The organism is Nocardia bhagyanarayanae, assembly GCF_006716565.1.
GTDB lineage: Bacteria > Actinomycetota > Actinomycetes > Mycobacteriales > Mycobacteriaceae > Nocardia > Nocardia bhagyanarayanae.
The window spans coordinates 5,505,452-5,530,200 of the sequence record NZ_VFPG01000001.1 but is presented as its reverse complement, the minus strand read 5'-3'; the positions used below and the strand labels follow the sequence as shown (position 1 = coordinate 5,530,200).

21 protein-coding genes are annotated in these 24,749 nt (G+C 68.0%); 9 read left to right on the top strand and 12 right to left on the bottom strand.

Annotation, left to right across the window (positions count from 1 at the left end; all coding sequences use genetic code 11):
• Positions 1–48 precede the first annotated feature (48 nt).
• Positions 49–708 carry an HAD family acid phosphatase gene (locus tag FB390_RS24205; protein WP_141811013.1) on the bottom strand — a complete coding sequence of 220 codons (660 nt, stop codon included), beginning with the start codon at positions 706–708 and terminating at the stop codon, positions 49–51.
• 242 nt (positions 709–950) lie between these two features.
• Positions 951–2,171 carry a PucR family transcriptional regulator gene (locus tag FB390_RS24200; protein ID WP_141811012.1) on the bottom strand — a complete coding sequence of 407 codons (1,221 nt, stop codon included), beginning with the start codon at positions 2,169–2,171 and terminating at the stop codon, positions 951–953.
• 888 nt (positions 2,172–3,059) lie between these two features.
• Between FB390_RS24200 and FB390_RS24195 the strand changes: the two genes are divergently transcribed.
• Positions 3,060–3,536, top strand: a complete 477-nt coding sequence (locus tag FB390_RS24195; RefSeq protein ID WP_141811011.1) for an HAD-IIIC family phosphatase — start codon at positions 3,060–3,062, stop codon at positions 3,534–3,536.
• Between the two features lie 23 nt (positions 3,537–3,559).
• Here FB390_RS24195 and FB390_RS24190 read toward each other — a convergent pair whose 3' ends face one another.
• On the bottom strand, positions 3,560–5,149 hold the full coding sequence (locus FB390_RS24190; protein WP_141811010.1) for a GMC family oxidoreductase: 1,590 nt from the start codon (positions 5,147–5,149) through the stop codon (positions 3,560–3,562).
• Between the two features lie 214 nt (positions 5,150–5,363).
• On the opposite strand from FB390_RS24190, the gene FB390_RS24185 reads away from it, so the two are divergent.
• Positions 5,364–5,600: a hypothetical protein gene (locus FB390_RS24185; protein WP_141811009.1), complete on the top strand. Its 237-nt coding sequence runs from the start codon at positions 5,364–5,366 to the stop codon at positions 5,598–5,600.
• A 232-nt stretch (positions 5,601–5,832) separates the two neighbouring features.
• Here FB390_RS24185 and FB390_RS24180 read toward each other — a convergent pair whose 3' ends face one another.
• The 5 genes from FB390_RS24180 to FB390_RS24160 form a co-directional block, all read right to left on the bottom strand.
• Complete coding sequence (locus FB390_RS24180) at positions 5,833–7,230, bottom strand: outer membrane protein assembly factor BamB family protein (RefSeq protein WP_141811008.1); 1,398 nt, start codon at positions 7,228–7,230, stop codon at positions 5,833–5,835.
• Positions 7,230–8,564 (bottom strand): hypothetical protein, encoded by a 1,335-nt coding sequence (locus FB390_RS24175; RefSeq protein WP_141811007.1) that lies wholly within the window; start codon positions 8,562–8,564, stop codon positions 7,230–7,232. Before FB390_RS24175 ends, FB390_RS24180 begins: the two co-directional genes overlap by 1 nt.
• Before the next feature lie 75 nt (positions 8,565–8,639).
• Positions 8,640–9,554, bottom strand: coding sequence for a D-alanyl-D-alanine carboxypeptidase family protein (locus tag FB390_RS24170; RefSeq protein WP_246124186.1), 915 nt, complete (start codon positions 9,552–9,554; stop codon positions 8,640–8,642).
• A 106-nt stretch (positions 9,555–9,660) separates the two neighbouring features.
• Positions 9,661–10,095, bottom strand: a complete 435-nt coding sequence (locus tag FB390_RS24165; RefSeq protein ID WP_141811006.1) for a DUF7144 family membrane protein — start codon at positions 10,093–10,095, stop codon at positions 9,661–9,663.
• 137 nt (positions 10,096–10,232) lie between these two features.
• The gene (locus FB390_RS24160) at positions 10,233–11,393 is read right to left on the bottom strand and encodes a lipase family protein (protein WP_141811996.1); all 1,161 of its coding nucleotides are present in this window, start codon (positions 11,391–11,393) and stop codon (positions 10,233–10,235) included.
• 283 nt (positions 11,394–11,676) lie between these two features.
• Here FB390_RS24160 and FB390_RS24155 point away from each other — a divergent pair, with 283 nt between their 5' ends.
• Positions 11,677–12,333: a cyclase family protein gene (locus FB390_RS24155; RefSeq protein WP_141811005.1), complete on the top strand. Its 657-nt coding sequence runs from the start codon at positions 11,677–11,679 to the stop codon at positions 12,331–12,333.
• 75 nt (positions 12,334–12,408) lie between these two features.
• On the opposite strand, the gene FB390_RS24150 is transcribed toward FB390_RS24155, so the two are convergent.
• Positions 12,409–14,142 carry a GMC oxidoreductase gene (locus tag FB390_RS24150; protein WP_141811004.1) on the bottom strand — a complete coding sequence of 578 codons (1,734 nt, stop codon included), beginning with the start codon at positions 14,140–14,142 and terminating at the stop codon, positions 12,409–12,411.
• 101 nt (positions 14,143–14,243) lie between these two features.
• Between FB390_RS24150 and FB390_RS24145 the strand changes: the two genes are divergently transcribed.
• The 3 genes from FB390_RS24145 (at position 14,244) to FB390_RS24135 (ending at position 16,771) form a co-directional block, all read left to right on the top strand.
• Positions 14,244–14,927: a MerR family transcriptional regulator gene (locus tag FB390_RS24145; RefSeq protein WP_246124185.1), complete on the top strand. Its 684-nt coding sequence runs from the start codon at positions 14,244–14,246 to the stop codon at positions 14,925–14,927.
• Between the two features lie 35 nt (positions 14,928–14,962).
• Positions 14,963–15,658, top strand: a complete 696-nt coding sequence (locus FB390_RS24140) for a TetR/AcrR family transcriptional regulator (protein ID WP_141811002.1) — start codon at positions 14,963–14,965, stop codon at positions 15,656–15,658.
• A 123-nt stretch (positions 15,659–15,781) separates the two neighbouring features.
• Positions 15,782–16,771 (top strand): AurF N-oxygenase family protein, encoded by a 990-nt coding sequence (locus FB390_RS24135; protein WP_141811001.1) that lies wholly within the window; start codon positions 15,782–15,784, stop codon positions 16,769–16,771.
• Positions 16,772–16,787: 16 nt separating this feature from the next.
• Here FB390_RS24135 and FB390_RS24130 read toward each other — a convergent pair whose 3' ends face one another.
• Positions 16,788–17,516 (bottom strand): TetR/AcrR family transcriptional regulator, encoded by a 729-nt coding sequence (locus tag FB390_RS24130; RefSeq protein WP_246124344.1) that lies wholly within the window; start codon positions 17,514–17,516, stop codon positions 16,788–16,790.
• Between the two features lie 377 nt (positions 17,517–17,893).
• Here FB390_RS24130 and ctaD point away from each other — a divergent pair, with 377 nt between their 5' ends.
• Entirely contained in the window at positions 17,894–19,648 is a 1,755-nt protein-coding gene (ctaD, locus tag FB390_RS24125) for an aa3-type cytochrome oxidase subunit I (protein WP_141810999.1), read from the top strand.
• Between the two features lie 13 nt (positions 19,649–19,661).
• Here the strand turns inward: ctaD and FB390_RS24120 are convergent, their stop codons facing one another.
• Together FB390_RS24120 and FB390_RS24115 are read right to left on the bottom strand one after the other, a co-directional pair.
• On the bottom strand, positions 19,662–20,219 hold the full coding sequence (locus FB390_RS24120; RefSeq protein WP_141810998.1) for a TetR/AcrR family transcriptional regulator: 558 nt from the start codon (positions 20,217–20,219) through the stop codon (positions 19,662–19,664).
• Positions 20,216–21,436, bottom strand: coding sequence for a cytochrome P450 (locus FB390_RS24115; RefSeq protein ID WP_141810997.1), 1,221 nt, complete (start codon positions 21,434–21,436; stop codon positions 20,216–20,218). The genes FB390_RS24120 and FB390_RS24115 overlap by 4 nt, the downstream gene beginning before the upstream one ends.
• Before the next feature lie 213 nt (positions 21,437–21,649).
• Between FB390_RS24115 and FB390_RS24110 the strand changes: the two genes are divergently transcribed.
• Positions 21,650–23,269: an amidohydrolase gene (locus FB390_RS24110; protein WP_141810996.1), complete on the top strand. Its 1,620-nt coding sequence runs from the start codon at positions 21,650–21,652 to the stop codon at positions 23,267–23,269.
• Between the two features lie 140 nt (positions 23,270–23,409).
• Positions 23,410–24,726 (top strand): PucR family transcriptional regulator, encoded by a 1,317-nt coding sequence (locus FB390_RS24105; protein ID WP_425465879.1) that lies wholly within the window; start codon positions 23,410–23,412, stop codon positions 24,724–24,726.
• Positions 24,727–24,749: the final 23 nt, after the last annotated feature.

The window sequence follows — 24,749 nt, the reverse complement described above, 5'->3', positions numbered from 1 at the left end:
CGCGGCGTCCAGGAGTTGGCGGCGAAAGCGGCTGTCTGCGTCCAGGTTTCAGGACAACTTGCCGTCGTAATCCGGCAGCTTGAACGTCCGCTCGGCGTGCCCGCCCGCGAGATCCGATGGGCTGTTGCCGATATTGGCGACGATGGTGTAGCCGTCGCCCTCGATGTCGATGCGGGCGTTGGTCTTGTACTGCTCCAATCCGGCCGAGCCCGCGGACAGGGTGGTGAGGGGACTGCCGTAGAGCCCGTCCACCGGGTATCCGACGGCGGTCAGGTTGGTCTGGGTGTAGAGGTTCGTGAGCGCGGGCCGGCCGGTGACGAAAATGATTGCCGCTCCCTGCGATTCCGCCCACTTGGCGAGTTCGAGGATGGGCGCGATGGCCGGGGTGATCGGGCCGGGGTTGTATTGCGTTTCCAGCGAGGTGTTGTCGATGTCGAGGACGATGGCCGGTCGCGTGGCGCCGGGCAGCCGTCCGGCCAGGTAGTCCCGCGCCTGCGCGGCGACCGTCTGCACCTCGGTGATCCACTGCGCGTACGGGGGAAGCCCGCCGCCACCGGAGAGCGAGGAGGAACCGGAACCGCCCGACAGCGAGGACGAGCCGGAGCCCCCCGACAATGAGGACGAGCCGGTGTCGGCCTGCGCGGCGGACAGTGGGGCGGCGACGGTGATGGTGATGCCGAGGGCGATGCCTGCAACAGAGCGTCTCATGACTAGGGGACGTTATCGCCGACGAAACAGACGCGCAGCTGTTTCACATTGTCTCGCCCAGGATTTCCCGCTCAGTGGGACAAACGCCATCGAAGCGCGAGGCCGATCCGAATTCGTGGTAAGGGCAATAACTTTCGGTGACCGGAGCACCGGATGCCCGATCCGCCAAGCCGTGTCTGCGCCGCCGCTGGCGAGTGCGCGCACACCCGAAATGGGCAGAGTGTGCACGCACCCGCCTGGAATCACGCCGTGCGGTAGGTGCGCGCTACCAGCGCGGAACGGAGATACCAGAGCCCGGAGGGCTGCGACGGGTCGAAGCCGGTCAGCTGGCCGATTCGTTTGAGCCGGTAGTCGACGGTGTTCGTGTGCACGTGCAGCACGCGGGCGGTGCGCTGCCGGTTGAGGTTGTTGGCGATGTGCCGCTGCAATGTCTCCAGCAGTTCCGGGTGCTCGTCGAGCGGGTCGAGCAGCGATCCAAGATATTCGCGGCCGGGCCCGGGACGGGTCAGCTGGTATTCGAGCGCCAGCTCGTCGAACCGGTAGAGCCCGGCCACCGCCTGGAGGCGCTGCACCATGTCGAGCAGTTCGTGCGCTTGGTCGGCGGCGTTGGGTATCTGCTCGGGGGTGGCCTCGACCATGGTCGCGGTGATGCCTACCTGCGCGGACCGCGACAGCTCGGTGATCAGCGCGTCCAGCTGCCCTTTGTCGAGCGCGCCGGACGGAATCAGAATGGTGCCGCCGTCCACGCTGAGCAAGGACAGCGCGGTGTTGCCGCACCGGGTGGCCAGCTCGGCCTGCACCCGGCGCAGCTTGCGTCTGGCCACGACCTGACCGTCCACGGCCGGATTGCGTTCGTCGCGATGCTGGGGGATGGCGACCGCGATCACCGCGTAGGACGAGGCGATGGCGATGCCGCATTCGCGCGCCATCGTGGAGGTGCTGTGCCCGCCGAGCAGCGCGGAGGTGAGGGTGTGCACGGCGGTGTGGTGCTCGCTGACCACCGCGCGCAGCTCGCGCACATAGGCCATCGAGATCGCCGAGGTGATCTGGTCGAGCATTTCCACGACCATCTTTGCGCCGTCGACGAGGTTGCCGTAATCCTTGATGGTGGCGTTGGAGACCACCAGATCCAGGCCGATCTTGAAGCCCTCGTGAATCGAGTGGTGGATCGTGTCGATCGGCACGCCCTCGCGCGCCCAGCCCGCCGCGGCGTCCTGCAGTCGCTGCAATTTGGCGGGAATGTCCTGTCCGTCGAGCATGCTCACGGCGAACTCGAGGCAGAGCCGGGTGATGGTCGTGACGTCGCCGCTGATGGCGTCGCCGGGTAAGGTGCCGCAGGGAACCACGTTCTCGACGAAATGCCCGACCATCTGGCGCGATAGGCTCCGGACGTCCTGCAACGGCGAAGACATCGGTCGGCCGGACAAAGTCAAGCTCGGTCTGGCCCCACTGTCGACGGTCATTGGCGACTCCTTCCGCCCAAGATTTTGCTGTGCAGCGCATTCACACTAACCGGATGATCACCGGAGTGGATCGATTCGTCAGGTTCTGTGAGATGACGACGCGGCGGAATTCGCGGCCTTGTGAGCGCTCACAGGACCGGGGAGTCGAGGCTTTCGGCCGTTGCGGTTCACGGGGTTTGTCCAGGGACAACTTTCAATTTGTCGGCAGGTCCGAGTGGAATATCTCCGAGTCGGTTTGTCGCGCAAATCGTCTGGGACGATATGGGCGTCGACGCCTCGCTATCACCGCGGCGAGCGCCGAATTCGAACTACTCGCACCTCGGGGGCGGGGACGGTTCGGGGGGGGCAGGCGGTTACCGGTCCGTCGGACGGATGCGTGGCGGCGTGGCCCGGGAGCCGTCGGACGTACGGCCGGATGGCCCGCCCGCGGCGCACCTTCCGACATTGCGCCGGGCCCGCCCCGACTGGAAGTTGCTCGGCGGTCGCTCGTTGGCGGTGGAGGGCGCGAAATCGCCTCGCGGGCACAGCCGCAGACCGAGGTCGTCGATGGGGGAGTAGCGGCACAACGCGTGATGGCACCGACCTTGCGACCGCGTTCGTCCCAAGCGAGCGCTTGTGTGGGCGAAGACGTGGACGCCGAAAGGGGCCGACCGCGCCGACCGTGCAAGCGGGACAAGGTCGTTCGCGCGGCGCGGGGAGCTGACGGTTTGCCTGCTCGGCTCGGATGCCGCTCCGCCGGGCTGCCGGTAGTATCACCCGAGCCGGACCGGCCACCCAGAAACCTGGGGCTTGCCCGGCACGTGTCGTGCCCCCGATGGTTGCAGTAGCCCGTCTGCCGGGCACGCCACGGCAGGGCAGGCAGTGATGACGAAACGATAGGGGCAGGCGATGAGACCGGCTCTGAGATGTCTTGTCTGGGAACTGGACAACACCATGTGGGACGGCGTCGTGTGCGACGCGACCAGCTCCGCGCCGAGGCCCGCGGCCCTGCGCACGTTGCGGACGTTGAGCGACCGCGGCATCTGGCACGCCGTCGCGAGCCGCAGCGATCGCAACCTCACGCTGGACCGGCTGTACCGGCACGGACTCTACGAGATGTTCTCGGCGCTGGAGATCGGCTGGGGCCGCAAATCCGCCAGCATCGTGCAGATCGCCCGAACCCTCGGCCTGAGCTTGGACACCATCGCGTTCGTCGACGACGAGCCGGTGGAGCGGGCCGAAGTGTCCCGCGCGTTGCCGCAAGTGCGCTGCTACGCGGCCCGCAACATCGACGTACTGACCGCGCTGCCCGACTTCAAGCCGGTGCTCGGCACCGGCCCGACCCCCACGCCGCCGCTCGGCTTCGACCGCGTGCCCGTCTTCTAGCTCGGCCCCGCCCCGCCGGGCCGTCAGGCCTCCCGCAGGAACTTGGCGGCCTGCTCGCCGACGAACACGCTCGGCGCGTGCGTGTGGCCGCGGATCAGCAGCGGCATCACCGACGCGTCGGCGACCCGAAGCCCTTGCACGCCACGAACTTCCAGCCGCGGTGTGACCACGCTGGCCGGGTCGGTGCCCATTCGGCAGGTGCCGACGGGGTGGTAGAGGGTGTGCGAGTAGCCGTTGATCGCCAGTTCGAGGGTGGCCTCGAGTTCGTCCGGCGCGTTCGGCGGATAGATGAGGCTGCCGAGCACCGCCTTCATCGCGGGCGCGTCGGCGATCTTCGCGCAGGTGCGCAGGCCCGCGAGCAGGGCGGCGCGGTCGGCGCCCGCGGAGTCGGACAGGTAGCGGGGATCGATGACCGGCTTGGCGGTCGGATCGGCCGATGCGAGCGCGATCCGCCCGCGGCTGTGCGGGCGCAGCAGCACGGTAGCCAGGATGACGCCGTGTTCGGTCGGATCGACCAAGCCCTCGTAGTAGAACGGTGCGGGCGCGTAGACCAGCTCCAGATCCGGCAGTTCCAGTTCCGGCTTGGACCGGACGAAGCCGTAGGCCTCGCCGACGTTGGAGGTGAGCATGCCGCGGTGGCGCAGCAGGTAGTCGATCAGCTGCCGCGGCTTCTTGTCGGCGCCGAACAGCGAATCCTCGGCGACCCCGTAGCCGATGCCCGCGACCAGGTGGTCCTGCAGATTGGACCCGACCTCGGGCGCGTGCTCCACCACCTCGATCCCGTGCCGGGTCAGTTCGTCGGCGTCACCGATGCCGGAGAGCATGAGCAGCTGCGGACTGTTGATTGCCCCGCCGCACAACACCACCTCGCGGCGCGCGGTGACGGTGCGGGTCTCGCCGTTCTGGCGGTATTCCACGCCGACCGCGCGCTTGCCCTCGAAGATCACGCGAGTGGCGAGGGCTTCGCTGTGCACGGTGAGGTTGTCCCGGCGGAGCGCGGGGCGCAGGTAGGCGTCGGCGGTGCTCCAACGCCTGCCCGCGCGCTGGGTCACCATGGTCTGGCTGAAGCCGTCGGGCTGCGGGCGGTTCGGCGCCTCGACGGTGAAGCCCGACTCCTGCGCCGCCGTCAGGAACGCCGCGGTGGAGGAGCGCGGGCTGCGCTGGTGCGAGACGTACAGCGGTCCGGCCGTGCCCTCGTCGGGGTACTGGGCGTCCTCCACGTTCTCGATCCGGCGGAACTGTTCGACCGCCGCGGCGAATCCCCACTCCTCGCCGGCCAGCAGTGCCCACTCGTCGTAGTCGGCGCGGAAGCCGCGCACCCACATCATGGCGTTCATCGACGACGAGCCGCCGTACATCCGGCCGCGCGGCCAGTACACCTGCCGGTTGTCGAGTTGCGGCTGCGGCTCGGTCAGGTAGTCCCAATCGAGCTCGGAGCGAAACAGTTTCGCGAACGCCGCCGGAATATGGGCGAACTTGTCCTTGTCCGGCGGGCCCGCCTCCAGCACCACCACCTGGGTCCCGGAATCCTCGCTGAGCCGGTTGGCGATCACCGCGCCCGCCGAGCCCGATCCGACGATCACGTAGTCGGCCGAGAGCTGCCCTGCTGCCACTATCCACTCCGATCCACACCGCTTACGGCAAAGATACGGCCAACGACGCCGCCTCGGCCACGTTTCGCGCAGACGCCGCCCGCCGCTTGCGCCTCCGGCATGCTTCTGGCGCGTTGTGCCGCGGTGCCGCGGCGCTGGGACTAGCGTGAAGTAGTGGCCACCCCGGCCACCCAACCTCATCCAACGTCTATCCAAACGACCGAGGAGTGGGTCCATGCCAGCGCAGCGCCGCACCTATCTCGTCCGACTCGATCCCGCGCACTTCACCGACGCCGCCGGTGCGGGGGGAAATCGCGAGAAGCTCTTCGATTGGCTCGGGCCCACCTCCGGCGAGGTCGTCCAGCTCTGCGGCGCCGACCGCGTCGTCGTCTCCTGCACCGGCGCTCTCGCCGATCAGATGAGGGTGCTCGACTACGTCCTCGACGTCGAGCCGCACGAGCCGACCGTGTGATGCGCCGGCACCGACCGCACCGACCCCCCGATCGCGGTTGGTGGACGCCAGTCCGCCCGTAGACCGCGCACGGCCGGAGCGAAGGCGGAGGTACGCACAGATGACGCTGTCGGACACAGTCCGTCCCTAGACCGCGCACGGCCGGAGCGAAGGCGGAGGTACGCACAGATGACGCTGTCGGACACAGTCCGTCCCTAGACCGCGTACGGCCGGAGCGAAGGCGGAGGTACGCCTAGTCGTCGATCGGACGAAGGCCGATGATCGTGCGTGGAGCGGCGTAGATGTAGCGACCGTTGCCCTTCGTGCTGAGCTCGCCCCCACCGGTGATGGCGTCCGGATCGGCGTCGATCGCGAGGAACGGTATGTCCCAGGCGATTTCGCCGGTGCGTGGCTCGACAGCCCACAGGCCGGTGGCGTCGGTGAGGACGGCGACGTGACCGTCCCAGCCGTGCACCGCGCCGAAGCGTTCGGTGTTCGTACGCCAAAGCCGTTGCCCGGTGCGGAGATCGAGCCCGGTCGCGGTCAGGGTCGCGGGATCGTGGAGCAGAGCGACGTCACCGAGCACGGCCGTCGCGGTGCCTCGGTTCGCGCCGCTGCCGTCGCGGTCGGGGCCGGTCTGCACGAGGTCGGGGTTGGTCCACCGGATTGTTCCGTCGCGGCGGTCGTAGGCGACGTCGGCCAGCAGGACGGGAATCGTCGCGTCCGCGGGTCTGTCGATCGTCAGATCGTGCACGCCCTCGCCTTCGGTCGCGACGAGCGTGCGTCCGGTGCGGTCGAAGATCTCGGCGCCGGCCGGCGAATACCCGGCACACCCGGTGTGGTCGTGCAGGACGAGGGCGTCGAAAGTCCGTGTGACGCGAGAACATCCGTGCAGTCCGGCGGTCCATGCCGGATCGCCGCCGCGCAGCTCGAAACCGGCGATGTCGGCGCCGAGGGCGAACACACCCTGCCCGTGCGAGACGTCCAGCGCGTCGGAGGGGAGGTCCTCCCACAACGTGCCCATCGCGAACGCGCGCGTCCAGTAGGCGTCGGGGTCCGCGAGCGTTCCGGCGTGTACCCGAACGTCGTCGGACTCGACATCTCCTTCCGCGACGTAGACGCGATCGTCGGCCGCCGCGAGCGCGAAGACGAGCCAATCGGTGGGTGTTCGGGTGATCGCTCCGCTGGCCACGTCGTAGCCGACCAGGGCAGGCACATCTGCCATCGGGGACGTGAAGCAGATGATGTCGCCGTCGACCGGAGTGTCCGCGCATCCGCCGAGTTCGGCCGCGGGCGCCCGCCAGCGCGTCGCGCCCGTCGCGGCGTCGATGCCGTACATCACCGGGTCGCGCACCATGCCGTCGTCCGCGACGCCGATCACGGTCACGACGGTGTCTCCGGCGTCGACGAAACCCGGTGTGTCCATGTCGTATTCGGTGCCAGCAACCGGATCGCGGAACTCCGCGGACGCTCGCCCGTCGATGGCCGCCGCGTCGATCGACCATGCCAGACCCGGTGCGGCGTCGACGGTTCCGGTGATCTTGCGGGTGCCATCCTCGGGGTGCAGCAGCACCGCGACCGCGCCCGCGCTCGTCACGACGGCGGCCACCGCGGCCAGCACCAGATTGCGAACGCCGGGCGGCCACGCCATCACGACACCTCCAGTCCGGGAGTCAGCGCGATCGCCTCGAGCTGCGCGACGCTCAGCGGCTCGGCGGGACTCTCCGCGACGGAAACCACCTGCACCGTGGCCCCGGACGGTCGGGTGACGACGACGGTGCGCGTCAGCTCCGAGGTTTCCGCGAGAGTCGTTCGCGCCTCGTGGTTCTCGACGACCGTCCCGTCGGGGAGCTGCCGTGTGCCGAGCCGCTCTCCGCTCGGCGGCGCAGCGGATTGCGTAGGCGCCGTTCGACCGGCGCCGATCGCGATGCTCAGCCGCGATCGGTGACCCGCGGCGGTGACACGCACCGCCTGGCACACTCCGCCGGAGTCGTCCGCGCCGGGACGCAGCGCCCCCAGCGGGCGGTCGAGGGTGAGGCCATCCAGGGGGATCCGCGCCAGCACCGCGTCCAGACCGCGCGCTCGGTCCTCATCGATAGGGGCGGAGTCCTCCGTCGTGAGGCGGCAGTCGTCGGGTGGCTCCGGCGTTCCGGGCGGCACGGGTGCCGCGACCCGTATTCCCGGCGCGCTCACCAGGCCGACGAGTTCGTCGACGGACAACGGCACGGTCCCGGTGGGGCCGAGCCCGTATGGCGCGTCGGTGGCAGCGGCCACCACGACGCTGCCGTCGGGTGCGTAGGCGTGGGCGGTGCGGGAGAGGGTGCGCACCCCGTCGACCTGCGACCAGGTGTCGTGTGTGTCGACCGTCGTACCGTCGGCGAGCAGGCGACGCTCGTCGAGGTGCCCGGCGACACAGGGCGGGATCGGCGCGGCGGAATGCCGCACCGATACCCACAGCGATCCAGTCAGATCGCCCCGCCGCAACGTGGCGCGCGCGTCGGTGAAGCCACCGAGCTTCGCGAATTCGGCTGAGTCGTCGAGGGTTACGGGGATCGGCTGGAACAACAGCGACTCACCGACGGGTTCGAAACCGATGACCACTCCGTCGGGCAGCGCCTCGTGCAGCGCGGTCGACATCGCGACGGCCTTGGGCCCGGAGAACCACGGATACGCCGGGTTGTCGTAACCGAATTCGCCGCTGACCATGAAGCCCACCGATCCGCCTTCGTCGGGCGGTTCGACGGCGGCGCAGCCGGGAATGTGTGTCGGATACGTGACCGGCGGCGTGACAACGGCCTGCGGCGGCTCGGCCTCGGCGGTCGTGCTGGTCGTGGTGAGCGGCGTTGTCGTCAGGTCGGGGTCCGGGTCGTGCAGCAACCCGCCGACGATCACGCCGCTCGCCACGATCGCCACGCAGAGCAGGCCTTGCGTCCACGCCGTGACGGCGCGCGACGGCGTGGCATTCGCGTTCGTTGCCTCTGGCACCGTTGCTCCCCTCGGTCCCGACCATTAGATCAATCCGGGGAGCGACGTCGGTCACCAGATTCGCCGCCACCGCGCCTAACGGATCGGCAGCACGCTCAGGACCGGGTCGTAGGCCCAGTTCAGCATTCGCTCGGCATCGTCCTTCGCGATGACGTCGCTGTGCGGTGAGCTGTGCAGGACCACACCGATCAGCGGTATTCCCGCCCGGACCGTCTCGAACAGCAGACAGGTCCCCGCAGCGTCGGTCCATCCGGTTTTGATGCCGATGGTGCCGGGATAGTCGCGCAGCAGCCGGTTCGTGGTCCGCCAGAAGTGTTCACGGTTGCTCGGGCCCGCGGGCACGTGATGGGTCTGCGCGCTGACGATCTCGCGGAACACCGGCTGGCGCATCGCGCGCAGGCCGAGGGTCACCAGGTCCGCCGGTGTGGAGTGGTTGGAGTGGTCGGTGGGGATGGGCAGTCCGCTGGGATCGGTGAAATGTGTTCCCGCCAGCCCCATCTGACGCGCGATATCGTTCATTCGCGCGATGAAGCCGTCCTGGCCGGGCCCGTATGCCTCTGCGAGGGCGTAGGCCGCGTCACAGCCCGAGGGCAGCATCAGCGCGTAGAGGAGCTGTCGCGCGGTGAGTACCTCGCCGGGGACGAGGCCAGCGGTGCTGCCGTCGTGCCTGATGCAGTAGGCGATGGCTTCCTGCGGGACGGTGATGGTCCGGTCGACGTCGCCGGCGTCGATGACGACCACCGCCGTCATCACCTTCGTGATGCTGGCTATGGGGACCGGGGTGTCCGGCTGTCGCGACCACAGTGCCGTGCCGGTGAATCCGTCTGCCAGCACGGCCCCCGACGCGTGCACTCCGTCCGGCTCGGAAGTCAGCCAGGGCAACTGAATATGGGGCATGCCCGCGGCGGGCGCGGATACGACACCATGACTGGCCGCCACGACCAACGCCCCGGAAACGACAGCCTGCAACAAACGGGCAAATGTTCGCATGGCCCACATTGTGCCGTCAGGCCTTATCGATCAGCGGGATTTAGCCGTCCGTATTTCCGCCGGATTTCGGGCCCTAGCATGCAATTGGCAAATACCGTGGCCGGCGCTAGGTCAGTTCCGGCTCCCAGGTCGTGAGAGCCCAGATGACCACCACGCTCAACGCGATGACCACAATGGACCACGCGGGGTAATGGGGCAGGGACAGGAAGTTCGCGAGAATCACCAACGCCGCGATCCCCAGCGCGGAGTACCGACCCCAAGCCGTTCCGAAAAGCACTCCGAGCGCGCAGATCAGCGCCAGAATGCCGAGGACCACATGGATCCAGCCCCATGTCGTCGTGTCGAGCTTGTAGACGTAGTCGGTGCCTGTCACGTAGAGCTCGTCGTCCGCCAGCGCGGAGATGCCCTCCAGGATCGAGGTCACCGCCAGAATCAGGAGCATGCTTGCGGCTGTGATGGATATTCCCATAGCGACGCTCTGGCGCTGGAAGGGCTCTTCCGGGGGCGGGACTTTGTTTCCAGCGGACGTGTTGCCGGTCATGGTCGACTCCTTGCCGGTGCTGAGGATGCGGGGATTCGGAACGCCGCAGCGGCCCGTGGGGTGGACGTCACCACACGGGCCGCTGCGCGATACGCCGGTGGAAAGGTAAGCGGCGCTGTTGATCTGGCGAGCGACGGTCAGCAGTTGCGCGGTGCGGGATGGCCCTTGATCCGGGCGTCCAGCCACGTCATCGCCGCGGGCGCGCCGGCCAATGCCGCGGACAGATGCTCGGGGACGGACACGCGCAGCGTTTCCAGCTGCACCCCCGCATCGCACCAGCGACGGTCGGTGTTCGCGATGGAGCCGACCGGAATCAGCGGGTCGCTCGGCGAATGCCATTCGAACATCGGGATTTCCGGCACGCCGGGGTACAGCTCCAAGCTGTTCTCCTCCACGACCGCCCTGGCATCGGCGGGCATGTCGAAGAAGGGGTTGGAGGCGTAGTCGCGCGCACCGGTGTTGGCGCCGATGGCGAGCAGTTCATTGGTGCAGCTGTTGGCCATCGCGGCGCGGACCTCGAGGCCACGTGGGTTGAGGTGCGCGCCGAGCGGCAGCCGGTTCGGGTACTCCCGTTCCAGGCCGATCGCCACCGCCATGGCCAGTCCGAAGGCCGGGTGCGGGTCGTAGCCCAAAGCCTCCGCCATGGTCCACAAGTTCATCGGTACGCCGCCGATGGCGGCGCCGGCGAGATTCAGCTCGGGCGCGTACGTCGGTTGCAGCGCCGCCGCCCATGAGGTGGCGATGCCGCCGCCCGAGTAGCCCACCATTCCCACCGGGCTGTTCGCCAGACCTAGCTCGGGTAGTCGTTTGGCCGCGCGAATGCCGTCCAAGGTGATCTGGCCACCGAGGCGAGCGGCGCCGAGGGCGAACTGCGGACCGAGATGATCCGGCAGCGCGATACTCCAGCCCTGCTGCAACGCGACGTTCAGAATCGGGGTGGTGAGCGACAGGTTCACATCGTTGTCGTAGAGCCTGCGTGACACCGCGCATTGACTGCCGAGCGAGTTGATGAAGTGTTGATACGACAGCAGCGGCGCGTCCGGCCGGTTGAAGAGGGGGGTGAGGATCGTCGTTGTCGCGGCGATCGGCGTGCCGTGCGAGTCGGTGGACCGGAACTCGACCTGCCGGACGATGGCGCCGGGGAAGAGCGGCAGCGGCGGCAATTCCCGCACGTCCAGCACGTCGCCGGGGCGGTGTGCGGCCAGGTCCGCCGGGGCGGCGTAGAACGGGTCCGGATCGGGTGCGGGATACAGCGGTGCCGCGGTTGCCGTCGTCGCCAGCACAACACCCAGCGCCATACCGCCGAGGGTGCCGAGGACTTGGGTCACGCGGTTGCAGCAATTGCCGGGGAACAGGGAAAACGGACGAGTCACGACCTCTGACCTCCAAGGGGAGCGCGGATACGTCGACGAGCCACCAGCATTCAAATGCCCTCTTCGGCAAACTCCCAGCGACACGCCGAAGGGGTGCGAGTGCGCCGCCAAATCGTGTTCCGGCAGCATCGCCTCGAGGCTCGGTCCCCGACGATGCGTGCGGGTGGATCGGTAGATCGCAGCCCAAGCGGCCGGTACGGTCGCCAGCATGAGCAAGTCGGTCGTGGAGCTGTCCCATCCGATCTCGGACGGCATGCTCACCTACCAAGGCCTGCCTCGCCCGCGAGTCACCCCGGACATTTCGCGTACGCGGTCGCCGCTGATCGACATGGCCTACGAGATCGCCCGCGTGGACATGGTCGGCCACACCGGCACCTACATCGCCGCACCCTTCCATTTCCACGCCGAGGGCGGCGACATCGCCGAGCTGCCGCTGGAGCGGCTGTTCAATGTGCCGATCGTGGTGATCCGTGCGGCGGGGATGCGCGCGGTGGGGCCGGATCTGCTCGGTGACCCCGCCCGGCTGTGGGGCAAGGCGGTGCTCGTGCACACCGGGTGGTCCTCCCGATGGGGTTCGGCCTCGTATCAGGGCCCCGGACATCCGTTCCTGGTCGGCGAGGTCGCGGACGCGCTCGTCGCCGCCAATGTCGCGCTGGTCGGCATCGACTCGCTCGACATCGACGACACGTCCCTGCCGACGCGGCCGTGTCACCACACGCTGCTGGGCGCGGGGATTCCGATCATCGAGCAGATGACGAACCTCCACGCGGTGCCCGACCTCGGCGCCAGGCTGGTCGCGCTGCCCGCGCCGGTGCACGGAACGGGCTCGTTTCCGCTGCGCGCCGTCGCTTGGACCGACTGGTAGCGCCGGTCGCCATACGCAAGGCGGCCCGCGGTCGAATCGACCACGGGCCGCCGGTACTTCGTCGGCCGACCGCGCTCAGCCGGCGGCCGGGGTCTCCTGGTTCGCCGGGCGCACCGGAACGATCGGCAACACGAGCGCGGCGGGCGAGCCTGCCGGTACCACCGGCTTGACCGGGGCGACCGGGGAAATCCGCTGGTACCCCTCGCTTTGCGACGGCCTGGTGTCCACCTCGCCCTTGTTCGGCCAGTAGGCCGCGGCCCGCTCGGCCTGCGCGGTGATGGTCAGCGACGGGTTCACGCCGAGGTTGGCGGAGACCGCCGCGCCGTCCACCACGCTCAGCGTCGGATAACCGAAGACCCGGTGGTAGCCGTCGATGACGCCGTGCTCCGGGTCGGCGCCGATGGTGGCGCCGCCGAGGAAGTGCGCGGTGAGCGGGATGTTGAAGATCTCGCCCCAGCTGCCGCCCGCGATGCCGCCGATCTCGTCGGCCACCTTGCGCGTGACCTCGTTGCCGACCGGGATCCACGTCGGATTCGGTTGGCCGTGGCCCTGTTTGGAGGTGAGCTTGCGTCCGAACACGCCGCGCTTGGTGTAGGTGGTGATCGAGTTGTCCAGGTGCTGCATCACCAGCGAGATGATGGTGCGCTCGCTCCAGTTCTTGGTGCTGAGGAACTGGAACAGGTGCAGCGGATGGCGCAGGACCAGCAGCAGGAATCGCAGCCAGCGCGGGATGCGGCCGCCGCCGTCCACCATCAGCGTCTGCAGCAGACCCATCGAGTTGGAGCCCTTGCCGTAGCGGACGGGTTCGATGTGGGTGTCCGGCGTCGGATGGATCGAGGACGTGATCGCCACGCCCTTGGTGAAGTCGACGCCGGGAGTGACCTTCCTGGTCGCGGCGCCGACGATCGATTCGGAATTGGTGCGGGTCAGCACGCCGAGCCGCTTGGAAAGGCCGGGCAGCACGCCCTTGTCGCGCATGTCGAACAGCAGCTTCTGGGTGCCTCGGGTGCCCGCGGCGAGCACCACGTGCGCGGCGGTGTAGGTCTTGGGCTGTTTGCGGACCACCTTGCCGGTGCGCTTGGTCTCGACGTCCCAGGTGCCGTCGGGCAGCGGCCGCAGCGCGGTGACCGTGGTCATCGGGACGACCTCGGCGCCGGCCTGCTCGGCCAGGTACAGATAGTTCTTGACGAGCGTGTTCTTGGCGCCGAACTTGCAGCCGACCATGCAGTCGCCGCATTCCACGCAGCCGGTGCGCTCGGGGCCGACACCGCCGAAGTACGGATCGGCCACGGTCTTGCCCGGCTCACCGAAGAACACGCCGACCGGGGTTTGCACGAAGGTGTCGCCGACGCCCATGTCCTCGGCGACCTTCTTGAAGATCTCGTCGGCGGGTGTCATGTGCGGATTGCGCACGACGCCGAGCATCTTCTGGGCCTGCTCGTAGTAGGGCGTGAGCTCCGAGCGCCAGTCCGTCATGTCCCGCCACTGCGGGTCCTGGAAGAACGGCTTCGGCGGCACGTAGAGGGTGTTGGCGTAGTTCAGCGAACCGCCGCCGACACCGGCGCCGCCGAGGATCAGTACGTCGCGCAGCAGGTGGATGCGCTGAATGCCGTAACAGCCGAGCGCCGGCGCCCATAGGAACTTGCGTAGGTCCCAGCTGGTCTTGGGGAGTTCGTCGTCGGCGAAGCGCTGACCCGCCTCGAGCACGCCGACCTTGTACCCCTTCTCCACCAGGCGCAGCGCGGTGACGCTGCCGCCGAAACCGGAACCGACGATGAGCACATCGAAGTCGGTTGCTCGCTGGGACATGCGCGGGACTCCTCGAACGGTCGGCAGTGACCCGCGTTACGCTAATGCGGACAGTAGGAGCTGTCAACGAGCGGTCGCCCGGAGTATCTATGCTGAGTCGCGTGTCCCGATACAGCCGTCTTCAGCTGGCCGATCTCAGCGGTGTACCGGCGCGCACCATCCGCTACTACCACTCACTGGGTGTGCTGCCGAAACCCGGTCGCGCAGGCAAGGAGGCGGTGTACACCGACGAACACCTGGATCGGTTGCGCGACATCTCCGGCATGCAGGCGCGCGGGCTGCGCCTGGAGGCGATCCGGGAGGTGTTCGACGCCGAAGCCCAGCGTGGCGCCAACGCCGACTGGCGCTCGGTGCTCGATCCGCGGTATCCCGGTGCGGCGGACCAATCGGTGGTGATCGATGACGACGAACTGTCGTCCCTGCTCGGCGATCGCCGCGCCGACATCCTCGACGAACTCGTCGCCGCCCAGTACGTCGAGCCGTGCGGGGAGGGCTGGCGCATTCCCGATCAGCCGATGCTCAAGGGCGCGCTGATCCTCTACGACGTCGGCACCGACATCACCCTCAGCGGTGCGCTGCGCAAACTCATCCGCGCCAGAATCGCCGAGCTCGCCGACGAGATGGTGCGCACGTTCCGCGACGCGGCCGCGACGAGTTACGGCGGCGAGGGCATCGGCACCGACCTGAGCCGGTTCCGCGAACGCTTCCGCGCCGCCGCGTGGGAGGTCGGCGGTGCGACCTTGGCCGACGAGATCGAGCGCGCGGTCCGCGAACTGGACGGCTGACGGATTCGCGAGCGGTGTTCACTAAAGTGACGCCCATGACGACGCCGCGCGCGCGGGCACGAGCCCAGACGATGGAGGACATCAAGCGGATCGGCCGCGAACATCTGGCCACACACGGCGCCGCGGCGCTGTCGCTGCGCGCGGTGGCCCGCGATCTCGGCGTGGTCTCCTCGGCGGTGTACCGGTACGTACGCAGCCGTGACGAGTTGCTGACCCTGCTCGTCGTCGACGGCTACAACGCCCTCGGCGACGCCGTCGACGACGCCCTCACCGCCGCGCCCGCCGATCCCGCGGAGCGGCTGCGGGTGGCGGGCCGCGCGGTGCGCGCCTGGGCGCTGGCCGAACCCGCTTGGTACGGGCTGCTTTTCGGCTCGCCGGTGCCGGGATACGAGGCGCCCGCCGACCAGACCGTCGATCCCGGTGTGCGGGTGATCGCCACGCTCATGCGGATCTTCGCCGACGCGTACGGTGCGGGCCGCTTGCGGGAGCCGTCCCGCCCGGTCCGCGTCTCGACCGCGCTGGCGGGCAGCTTCGCCGATGTCCGCGACGAATTCGACCTGAACGTGCCGGACTGGTTGGTGGTGCGCGGCGTCGCGGTCTGGAGCGCGCTGTTCGGCGCGGTGAGCTTCGACGTGTTCGACATGTACGGCCGCGACACCTTCGCCGACCGCACCGAGCTGTTCGAGCTGGTCCTGGACAACCTGCTGGACCTGCTGGGTTTCCCCGCCTGACCGCCGAACAAACCTCTCTCGCCCCATTGTGTGGGACCGCCAGTCCCATATATTCTGGATCACAACACGCGAGGAGCGTGCGCAGTGCCGGCGCCCGGCGCCGGCCTGAGCGAGGAGGCATCGATGACGCTGTCCGAATCGGTTCGCACCGGACTGTTCGATCGGGAGTACTGGGAAACGCTGGACACCCTGTCCGAGGGTTCGGTGCACCGGAAGTTCGACCCGTACCTGGACATCGACTGGGACGGCCCCGAATTCGCGATCGACAAGGACGATCCACGATGGATCCTGTCCCCGGAGTTCGATCCGCTCGGCGCGACCGACTGGTACCGAAACCTGCCGCCGCAGCGGCAGATCGAGATCGGCCGCTGGCGCACCGCGAATGTGATCAAGGTGGGCGCGGCCTTCGAGAGCGTGCTGATCCGCGGAATGATGCAGTACATCATGAAGCTGCCCAACGGCTCTCCGGAGTTCCGTTACTGCTTGCACGAGATGACCGAAGAGTGCAATCACATCCAGATGTTCCAGGAGTTGGTCAACCGGATCGGCGTGGATGTGCCCGGCATGCGGCCGATCTTCCGCGCGCTGTCCCCCCTGATCGGCGTGGCGGGCGGCTACGCGCACGTCATCCTGTTCATCGGCATTCTCGGCGGCGAGGAACCGATCGACCACTATCAGAAGGCGATCATCCGCGACGGCGGCAACATCCCGCCCGCCGTGCTGCGCACCATGGAGATCCACATCGCCGAGGAGGCTCGGCACATCTCCTTCGCCAACGAGTTCCTGAAGGCGCACATCGATCGGATGAGCCCCGCGGGTAAAGCCGTGTGCGCCTTGGCCTTTCCGTTGGCCATGCGCTGGCTGGCCGGGGAGATCATGGTGCCGCCGCGCTCGTTCGCCAAGGAGTTCGACATCCCGCGCGAGGTGTTCCGCGACGCGTTCTGGCGGGCGCCGCAGTCGCGCCGGATCCTGTCCGGCTACTTCGGCGACATCCGCAAACTCGCGAGCGAACTGGGTCTGATGAACCCGGTCACCAAGCGGGTGTGGTCGATGCTGCACATCGACGGCGACGCCGCGCGCTACCGCAGCGAACCCGAACGCCGCATCGCCTGAGGTCTTTCGCGGCGCGTCAGGAGGAGCTGTCGACGCTCGCCAACCGAGTGAGCGCGGCGAGCAGCGGTTCGTCGGGATCCAGCGCGAGATGGTGCGCCCGCGCGACTCCGTCCAGCACGCTCCACGTGTAACCGGCGAGCTCGGCGACGAGTTCGTCGCGGCTCATCGGGCGTTCCGGAGCGCGCGCCCAGCGCGACACGGTGGCCTCCGTCATGGACACGATGGCGAAGGTCATCGTGTCCGCGGCCGCCTCGTCCACCACGCCGACCACTCCGGCCAGGCCGGAGACCAGCTGGCGGGTGCGTGCCGCGATCCGGTCCTTCAGGCTGCTCACGCCGTCCACGTCGTTGGGGTCGCCGAGCGCGGGACCGCGGCGCAGGAAGTCGTAGAGACGCGCGTGCTGGTCGATCCAGTCCACCACCTCGGCGATGGTGCGGCGCAGGATGACGTGGATGGAACCGTCGGAGATGTCGAGCGCGGCGTCGATGTCGTCGGTGAACCGATCGCCGATCACCGTCCTGGTGCGCCGGTCGAGTTCCTCGCGACCTGAGAACTGCCGGTACACCACCGATTTCGACAATCCGGAGCGCTCGGTGATCCGCTGCATCGAGACCTCGACGCCCATCGGCGTCTCCTCGATCAATTCGATCAGGGCCGTCACGATGAGCTCGCGCCGCCGAGTGTTGTGCGGCTGCCAGCGCGCCTGCCTGCCACCGGTGGGCTGCGGGGCGGGTGACGACGTCATCGACACGGCTCGAGTTTAGAGCACCGGTGAGATCGCGGGTGGGGATGGCCATGACCGCCGGACCCGCAGGGTGGTGTCGCAAGGGCACCGAGCCCGGCGGTCATGACGTGCCGACCCTAACCGAGTTGTTCGCGGTTCTCTGGAGAATCGCGGTCGGCGCGGTGTGTCACCGGGAATCGACGCGAAACCGCACCGCGAGCCAAACGTATGCGGTTCACATTTACGCAGGTCGGACGGCACACAACGACACGGCAACAAGGTGCCCGAAACTCCACTCTTGCGTAATTGCTCGGCGTATGCTCGCCGTCGTTCGATCGTGGGGATCCGCAGCGGAAACTCGAGCTACGGACCGGAATATGACGCGCGAGGAGGATGTGGTGACTGCCGTAGCTCCCAGGCCGGAGTCGGAACTCGAGGCCGTCCGGCCGTATCCGAGGCGGGTGGGGCCGAAGGGGTCGTTCATCTTGAAGTTGGTCACCACGACCGACCCGAAGGTGCTCGGCACGATGTACCTGACCACATCGATGTCGTTCTTCATGATCGGCGGCCTGATGGCGCTGCTGATGCGCGGCGAACTGGCCAGGCCTGGCATGCAGTTCCTGTCCACCGAGCAGTTCAATCAGCTGTTCACCATGCACGGCACGATCATGCTGCTGTTCTACGCGACGGCCGTGGTGTTCGCCTTCGCCAATCTGATCCTGCCGCTGCAGATCGGCGCACCCGACGTGGCCTTCCCGCGCCTCAATGCCTTCAGCTACTGGCTGTACCTGTTCGGTGCGACCATGGCGACCGCGGGTTTCATCACCCCGGGCGGCGCCGCCGACTTCGGTTGGACCGCGTACCAACCGCTCAGCGACATGATGCACTCGCCGGGAGTCGGCGGTGACATGTGGATCCTCGGTCTGGCGGTCTCGGGTCTCGGCACCATCCTCGGCGCGGTCAACATGATCACCACCGTGGTCTGCTTGCGCGCGCCCGGCATGACCATGTTCCGCCTGCCGATCTTCACCTGGAACATCGTCGTCACCAGCGTGCTGATCCTGCTCGCCTTCCCGATCCTCACCGCCGCGCTGTTCGCGATCGCCTACGACCGCCACCTCGGCGGGCACATCTACGATCCGGCCACCGGCGGGGTGATCCTCTACCAGCATCTGTTCTGGTTCTTCGGCCACCCCGAGGTGTACATCATCGCGCTGCCGTTCTTCGGCATCGTCTCGGAGATCTTCCCGGTCTTCTCCCGCAAGCCGATCTTCGGCTACACCACGCTGGTCTACGCGACCCTCGGCATCGCCGCGCTGTCCGTCGCGGTGTGGGCGCACCACATGTTCGCCACCGGTGCGGTGCTGCTGCCGTTCTTCTCGTTCATGACCTTCCTCATCGCGGTGCCCACCGGCGTGAAGTTCTTCAACTGGATCGGCACGATGTGGCGCGGTCAGCTGACCTTCGAGACGCCGATGCTGTTCTCGATCGGCTTCATCGTCACGTTCCTGTTCGGCGGTCTGTCCGGCGTGATCCTGGCCAGCCCGCCGCTGGACTTCCACGTGTCCGACTCGTACTTCGTGGTCGCGCACTTCCACTACGTGCTCTTCGGCACCATCGCCTTCGCGACGTACGCGGGCATCTACTTCTGGTTCCCGAAGATGACCGGCCGCATGCTCGACGAACGGCTCGGCAAGTGGCACTTCTGGACCACGTTCGTCGGCTTCCACATGACCTTCTTGGTGCAGCACTGGCTCGGTAACGAGGGATTCCCGCGCCGCTACGCCGACTACCTGCCCTCGGACGGATTCACCGGCCTGAACACGGTTTCCACCATCGGGTCGTTCATCCTGGGCGCCTCGCTGCTGCCGTTCGTCTGGAACGTCTTCAAGAGCGCCCGGTACGGCGAACCCGTCACGGTGGACGATCCGTGGGGCTATGGCAACTCGCTGGAGTGGGCCACCACCTGCCCGCCGCCGCGACACAACTTCTACGAGCTGCCGCGCATCCGTTCCGAGCGTCCCGCGTTCGAGCTGCACTACCCGCACATGATCGATCGCATGCGCGCCGAAGCGCACGTGGGCTGGGGTGCGCCGCGGCACGGTGAAGCCGTCATGGAACCGGTCGCGGGCGCGCCCGAAAAGAAGGCCTAGGGTCGCCGAGCGGTCAGGCGGAGGCGAACAGCGGCGCGACGAAATGCTCCAGCATGGCGCGTTCGTCCGCGTCGTCGACGCCGGGGACGGTGAGCAGCGAGACGATCAGCCGGGTCAGCCAGCGCGCCAGCCGCGGCCGGTCGTCGCCGATCGAATCCGGTAGGAAGGCGGTCGCGAGCGCCTCGATCACTTGCGAGGACTGACCGATCTCCACGGCGAGTCCCGCGTCGGCGGGCCGGAACCAGGCGATCAGCAGCGGCTCCGCGCGGACCGCGCGCACCGCGGTGAGCATGGCGGTCACGATCCGCTCGCCCGGATCGGCGATCCCGTCGACCTCCGCGACCACCGCCGCACCGACGCGCCGCGCCTCCCGGTGCACGAAGGCGAGCCGCACCGCGTGCCGGTTCTCGAAGTACCGGTAGACCGTCGCGCGGGAACAGCCCGCCGCCTTGGCGATATCGGCCATCTGGGTGTCGGCGACGCCCCGTTCGGCGAACAGGCGCGCGGCCGCGTCCAGGATCCGTTGCGCGGCCAGTTCGGTGCGCTGCTCGGCCAGCCAGTCGGTGTTCATGCGCTCGCCACGAACGGGACGTGCACCGGCCACCGCACGTAGTTGCCCTCCGCGTAGCGGACGCCGTCCAAGTCGACGGTGAAGTCCGGGCAGCGGGCGAGCAACTCTTGCAACGCGATGGTGGCCTGCATGCGGGCGGCCGCCGCGCCGAGGCAGTGGTGGTTGCCGTGGCCGAAGGTGAGGATGGTCTTCGGCCTGCGGGTGACGTCCAATTCCGCGGCGTCCGGGCCGAATTCGCGTTCGTCGCGGTTGGCCGAGGCGTAGAGCATCAGCGCCCGCCTGCCCGCCGGAATGGTGACGCCCTCGATCTCCACGTCCCTGGTCACGGTGCGGGCCATGTTCTGCACCGGCGAGGTCAGCCGAAGAAACTCGTTGACCGAATCCGGGATCAGGCTCGGATCGTCGATGAGCCGCTTGCGCTGGTCGGGATAGGTGGTCAGCAGCTGGACCGCACCGCCGAGATTTCCGGTGGTGGTGTCGTTGCCGCCGGTGATCATGGTGAAGGCGAAGCCGATGATCTGCAGGATGCCGGGAATGTCGTCGGGTTCGCCGAGGCCGGAGGCCACCAGGTGGGTGATGGTGTCGTCGGCCGGTTCGAGGCGGCGGCGTTCGATCATCGCGGTGAAGTACTGGGTGAGCTCGCCGACGGCAGCCTGCGCCGAGTAGACGTTGCCGCTGGCCGAGGCGGCGACAATGCTGTCGGTCCATTCGTCGAACTTCGGCCTATCCGCGGCTGGTACGCCGAGATAGTGCGCGACCACCATGGTGGGCAGCGGCTTGAACAGCTCGACGGAGATGTCGCCGCCACCGGCTTCGCGCAGCCGCTCGATGCGCTCGACGACGAATTCCCGTACGGCGGGACGGATCTCCTCGACCTGCCGCGGAGTGAAACCCTTGGCCACCCGGCGACGGAAGATCGTGTGGTCGGGGGCATCGGTGAACACGAACGGCTTGTTCTCGCCGAGGCCGATCTTCTCCAGATCGTGATAGTCGACCGTGATGCCCGAGGCCGAGGAGAAGGTCTCGGCGTCGCGCACCGCGTCGTAGACGTCGGCGAAACGGGACAGCACGTAGTAGTCCTCGTCGGGGCGATCCGCCGGAATCACGTGGTGGACCGGATCGTGATCGCGCAGCTCGGCGTACATCGGCCACGGATCGCGCCAGGTCTCGCCGGACCGTAATTCGAACACGCCGTTGTGTGACAAACCCGCTTGCATATATCGACGGTAAGACAAACGATCCATTTTGTCTAGAACGTGTTTCAATGCGATTCCTCGCGCTTCTCATCGCCGCCAAGGGCGATCAGCAAACATCAGTTGTCAACGCAAATCACCTGTACCAACTGTTATCGTCGAAGCTCGCACGCTCTTCGCAATCGAGTGGCAAAGCGGCTTCCGTCCGCTGGCCCGGCCCGTTCGACGGAGGTTTCGATGAGCACAGCCGATCTGATCTTCACCGGCGGCACGATCCTCGCGATGGATCCCGAGCGCGAGGGGGCGCGCGCGGTCGCGGTGTCCGACGGGCGCATCGCCGCGGTCGGTGGAGACGACGTGCTGGCCATGCGCGGACCCGGGACCGAGATGATCGACCTGGGCGATCGCTGCCTGATGCCGGGCTTCGTGGAGGCGCACACCCACCCGACCCAGGATCAGATGCTGTACTCCGACATCGTGATCGACATTCGCCCGGTCACCACCTGTCCGAGCGCCGAGGACGCGCACGCCGAGATTCTGCGCGCGGTCGCCATGGCTCCGGCCGGCCGTCCGTTGATCTTCTACGGCTTGGATGTGCTGTTGCAATCGGGTTTTCCGGAGCCGACCAGGGCGTGGCTGGACGAACTCGGACCCGACCGGCCGATCGTGATCTGGCAGAACTCCGGGCACCTCGCGTGGGCGAACGGGGCGGCCATGCGGTTCGCCGGTCTCTCCGACGACCTGCCGGATCCGGCAGGCGGGCACTACGTCAGGGACGACTACGGCCGGCTCGCCGGCAAGGTCTACGAGACCCCCGCCGTGCTGTCGGTCATCGGGCCCATGCTCGCCGAGCAACTCGCGGGCCCGGAACTGCTCGCCCGCGAACACGCCGACCTCGCGAGCCGCGGTGTCACGCTGTGCAGCGACATGGCCTTCGCCCAGCAGATGCGCCCGCTGACCAGCGCGCTCTATCAGCAGCAGCGAGGCAAGGTGCGGATGCGGGTCTACGAGATGGCCGATCCGGGCGGGGAGTCGTACTGCCCACTGGAGAACGGCGACGACCTGTTCCGCCAGATCGGCATCAAGATCTGGGTCGACGGATCACCGTGGGTCGGCAACATCGACACCTCGTTCCCGTATCTGAACACCCCCGCCACGGCCGCGCTCGGACTCGGGCACGACCACCGCGGCCACGCCAACTACACCGCGGACCAACTGCACCAGATCGTCGGCGCGTACTACCCGATGGGCTGGCAGATCGCCTGCCACGTGCACGGCGATCACGGCGTCGACACGATTCTCGACGTCTACGAGAACGCGCTGGCTCGCCATCCGCGCCGGGATCACCGGCTGCGCTTGGAGCACTGCGGCGCGATGACGCCCGAGCAATTCCGGCGCGCCGCGCGACTCGGCATCACCTGCAGTTTGTTCGTCGATCACGTCTACTACTGGGGCGACGTGCTCGTCGACGACCTGTTCGGCCCCGAGCGCGGCGCCAACTGGGTGCGCACCCGATCGGCACTCGACGCGGGTATGCGCGTGTCGTTCCACAACGACTGCCCGGTCACCGAGGAGGAGCCGCTGCGCAACATGGCGGCGGCGGTGACGCGGACATCGCGCAGCGGACGCGTACTCGCACCGGCGGAAAGGATCACCGTCGACCAGGCGCTGCGTGCCCAGACCATCGACGCGGCGTATCAGCTGTTCGCCGACGACATCACCGGATCCCTCACTCCCGGCAAGTACGCGGACCTGGTCGTCCTGGCCAGGGATCCCCGGCGGGTGCCACCGGAGGAACTGGCCGACATCGAGGTGCGGGCTACGTACTTGGCGGGGGAGCCGACCTTCCAAACCTGACCCCCCGTCTTTTGTGCTCAGTCACAAAAACACTGGAGATTTCGACTCAAGTTTCACAATCCGTGATCGACCCGGCCCACGGCGCAGGCGAATCCCGTTACGTTTGATCGCTGTGCAATTCCGGCCGGAAGGACCCGCTCGTGACCGCTCCCAACATGGCCGATCCTGATCTCATCGTCTCGGGCCGTCCGGTCTCGACCCATCTCAAGGACACCAGGACCCTCTCCCAGCGCATGGTCGGGCACTTCGTGAAGAACGTGGTGCCCTGCGGCACGCTACCCGGCGAGGCGCTCAGCGGCGACGTGACCGCGGTGACCCGGGTGTGTCTGGAACTGGCCGTGCGGATGCTGGACGGCAACGAGGTCGGCGAGGACATCGAGCGAGTCGGCGCCGCGGCCGCGGGCTGGGCGCGCGAGGGCATTCCGATCGACACCATCCAGCACGCCATCCACGAGGGCTTCAAACTCGGCTTCGATCTGATCCTGGCCAATGCCACCACCCAGGACCACGAGAGCCTGGTGAACGTGGCCCGCCGCTTCATGGACATTCTCGACACCATCATCGCGACGGTGTCGGTGGCGTACGTGAAGGAACTTCGCGCCGTGGTGAGCGAACACCACACGGCCGTGCACACGTTGACCTCGGCCCTGCTCGGCGGCAACAGCACCTCGACCATGGCCCGCGAATGCGGAATCCAGATCGCGGAGGCCTACCACGTGCTCGCGCTCGCGGTGCCGCCGCACCGCGACGAACGGAACCCGACGCTGGACAGCAAGGTGGTCGCCCGCCGCAAGCTACGCAGGTTGCAAGCGGAGCTGGCCACCCGGTGCGGCGACAGCGCGCTGTCGCTGCTGAGCGTGGACGGCGGCACCATCCTCATCCCGACCACCACCCTCGACGACGCGGAACTCGACGAGCTGGTCGCCCAATTGTCCAGGGCCGCGCAGGTTCCCGTGCGCGCCAGCGCGGTGGAGGCCACCCCGGAACGCATACCCCAGGCCGCCGATCAGGCGCACGAGCTGCTCGACATGGTGCACCGGATGCACAGCGTGTCGGGCCTCTACCGCTTCAACGACTTGGCGCTGGAATACCAGCTCACTCGGCCCGGCCCGGCGCGCGACTTCCTCGGCTCGCTGCTCGATCCGCTGGACGACTACCCCGAACTGCTGGAAACGCTGCAGGTGCACATCAGCACGAACCTGAACCGGCAGCGCACCGCGCGGCTGCTGCACGTGCACACCAACACCGTCGACTACCGCCTCAAGCGGATCGGCCAGCTCATCGCCTTCGACCCCACCCAGGCATCGGGCCTGTGGTATCTGCGCTCGGCCTTGGTCGCCCGGGCGCACCGCACCGGCGATGTGCCCCCGCCCGTCGGCTTCACCGAGCCGGAAGCCGGCGAACAGGAAGCCGTGGTGCACGACATCGCGGCGCCCCCGCGCGGACGGCGCCCCTGACGCCGGCGCGCGGCCCCGCACCG

What these genes read in the sequence shown, in the direction of transcription:
- FB390_RS24165 (WP_141811006.1), bottom strand. Translation starts at nt 10,095, where the DNA reads ATGACCGGCAACACGTCCGCTGGAAACAAAGTCCCGCCCCCGGAAGAG.
- FB390_RS24195 (WP_141811011.1), top strand. Translation starts at nt 3,060, where the DNA reads ATGAGACCGGCTCTGAGATGTCTTGTCTGGGAACTGGACAACACCATG.
- FB390_RS24180 (WP_141811008.1), bottom strand. Translation starts at nt 7,230, where the DNA reads ATGGCGTGGCCGCCCGGCGTTCGCAATCTGGTGCTGGCCGCGGTGGCC.
- FB390_RS24160 (WP_141811996.1), bottom strand. Translation starts at nt 11,393, where the DNA reads ATGGCGCTGGGTGTTGTGCTGGCGACGACGGCAACCGCGGCACCGCTG.
- FB390_RS24205 (WP_141811013.1), bottom strand. Translation starts at nt 708, where the DNA reads ATGAGACGCTCTGTTGCAGGCATCGCCCTCGGCATCACCATCACCGTC.
- FB390_RS24120 (WP_141810998.1), bottom strand. Translation starts at nt 20,219, where the DNA reads ATGAACACCGACTGGCTGGCCGAGCAGCGCACCGAACTGGCCGCGCAA.
- FB390_RS24140 (WP_141811002.1), top strand. Translation starts at nt 14,963, where the DNA reads ATGACGACGCCGCGCGCGCGGGCACGAGCCCAGACGATGGAGGACATC.
- FB390_RS24135 (WP_141811001.1), top strand. Translation starts at nt 15,782, where the DNA reads ATGACGCTGTCCGAATCGGTTCGCACCGGACTGTTCGATCGGGAGTAC.
- FB390_RS24170 (WP_246124186.1), bottom strand. Translation starts at nt 9,554, where the DNA reads ATGCGAACATTTGCCCGTTTGTTGCAGGCTGTCGTTTCCGGGGCGTTG.
- FB390_RS24110 (WP_141810996.1), top strand. Translation starts at nt 21,650, where the DNA reads ATGAGCACAGCCGATCTGATCTTCACCGGCGGCACGATCCTCGCGATG.
- FB390_RS24200 (WP_141811012.1), bottom strand. Translation starts at nt 2,171, where the DNA reads ATGACCGTCGACAGTGGGGCCAGACCGAGCTTGACTTTGTCCGGCCGA.
- FB390_RS24115 (WP_141810997.1), bottom strand. Translation starts at nt 21,436, where the DNA reads ATGCAAGCGGGTTTGTCACACAACGGCGTGTTCGAATTACGGTCCGGC.
- FB390_RS24185 (WP_141811009.1), top strand. Translation starts at nt 5,364, where the DNA reads ATGCCAGCGCAGCGCCGCACCTATCTCGTCCGACTCGATCCCGCGCAC.
- FB390_RS24130 (WP_246124344.1), bottom strand. Translation starts at nt 17,516, where the DNA reads ATGACGTCGTCACCCGCCCCGCAGCCCACCGGTGGCAGGCAGGCGCGC.
- FB390_RS24155 (WP_141811005.1), top strand. Translation starts at nt 11,677, where the DNA reads ATGAGCAAGTCGGTCGTGGAGCTGTCCCATCCGATCTCGGACGGCATG.
- FB390_RS24150 (WP_141811004.1), bottom strand. Translation starts at nt 14,142, where the DNA reads ATGTCCCAGCGAGCAACCGACTTCGATGTGCTCATCGTCGGTTCCGGT.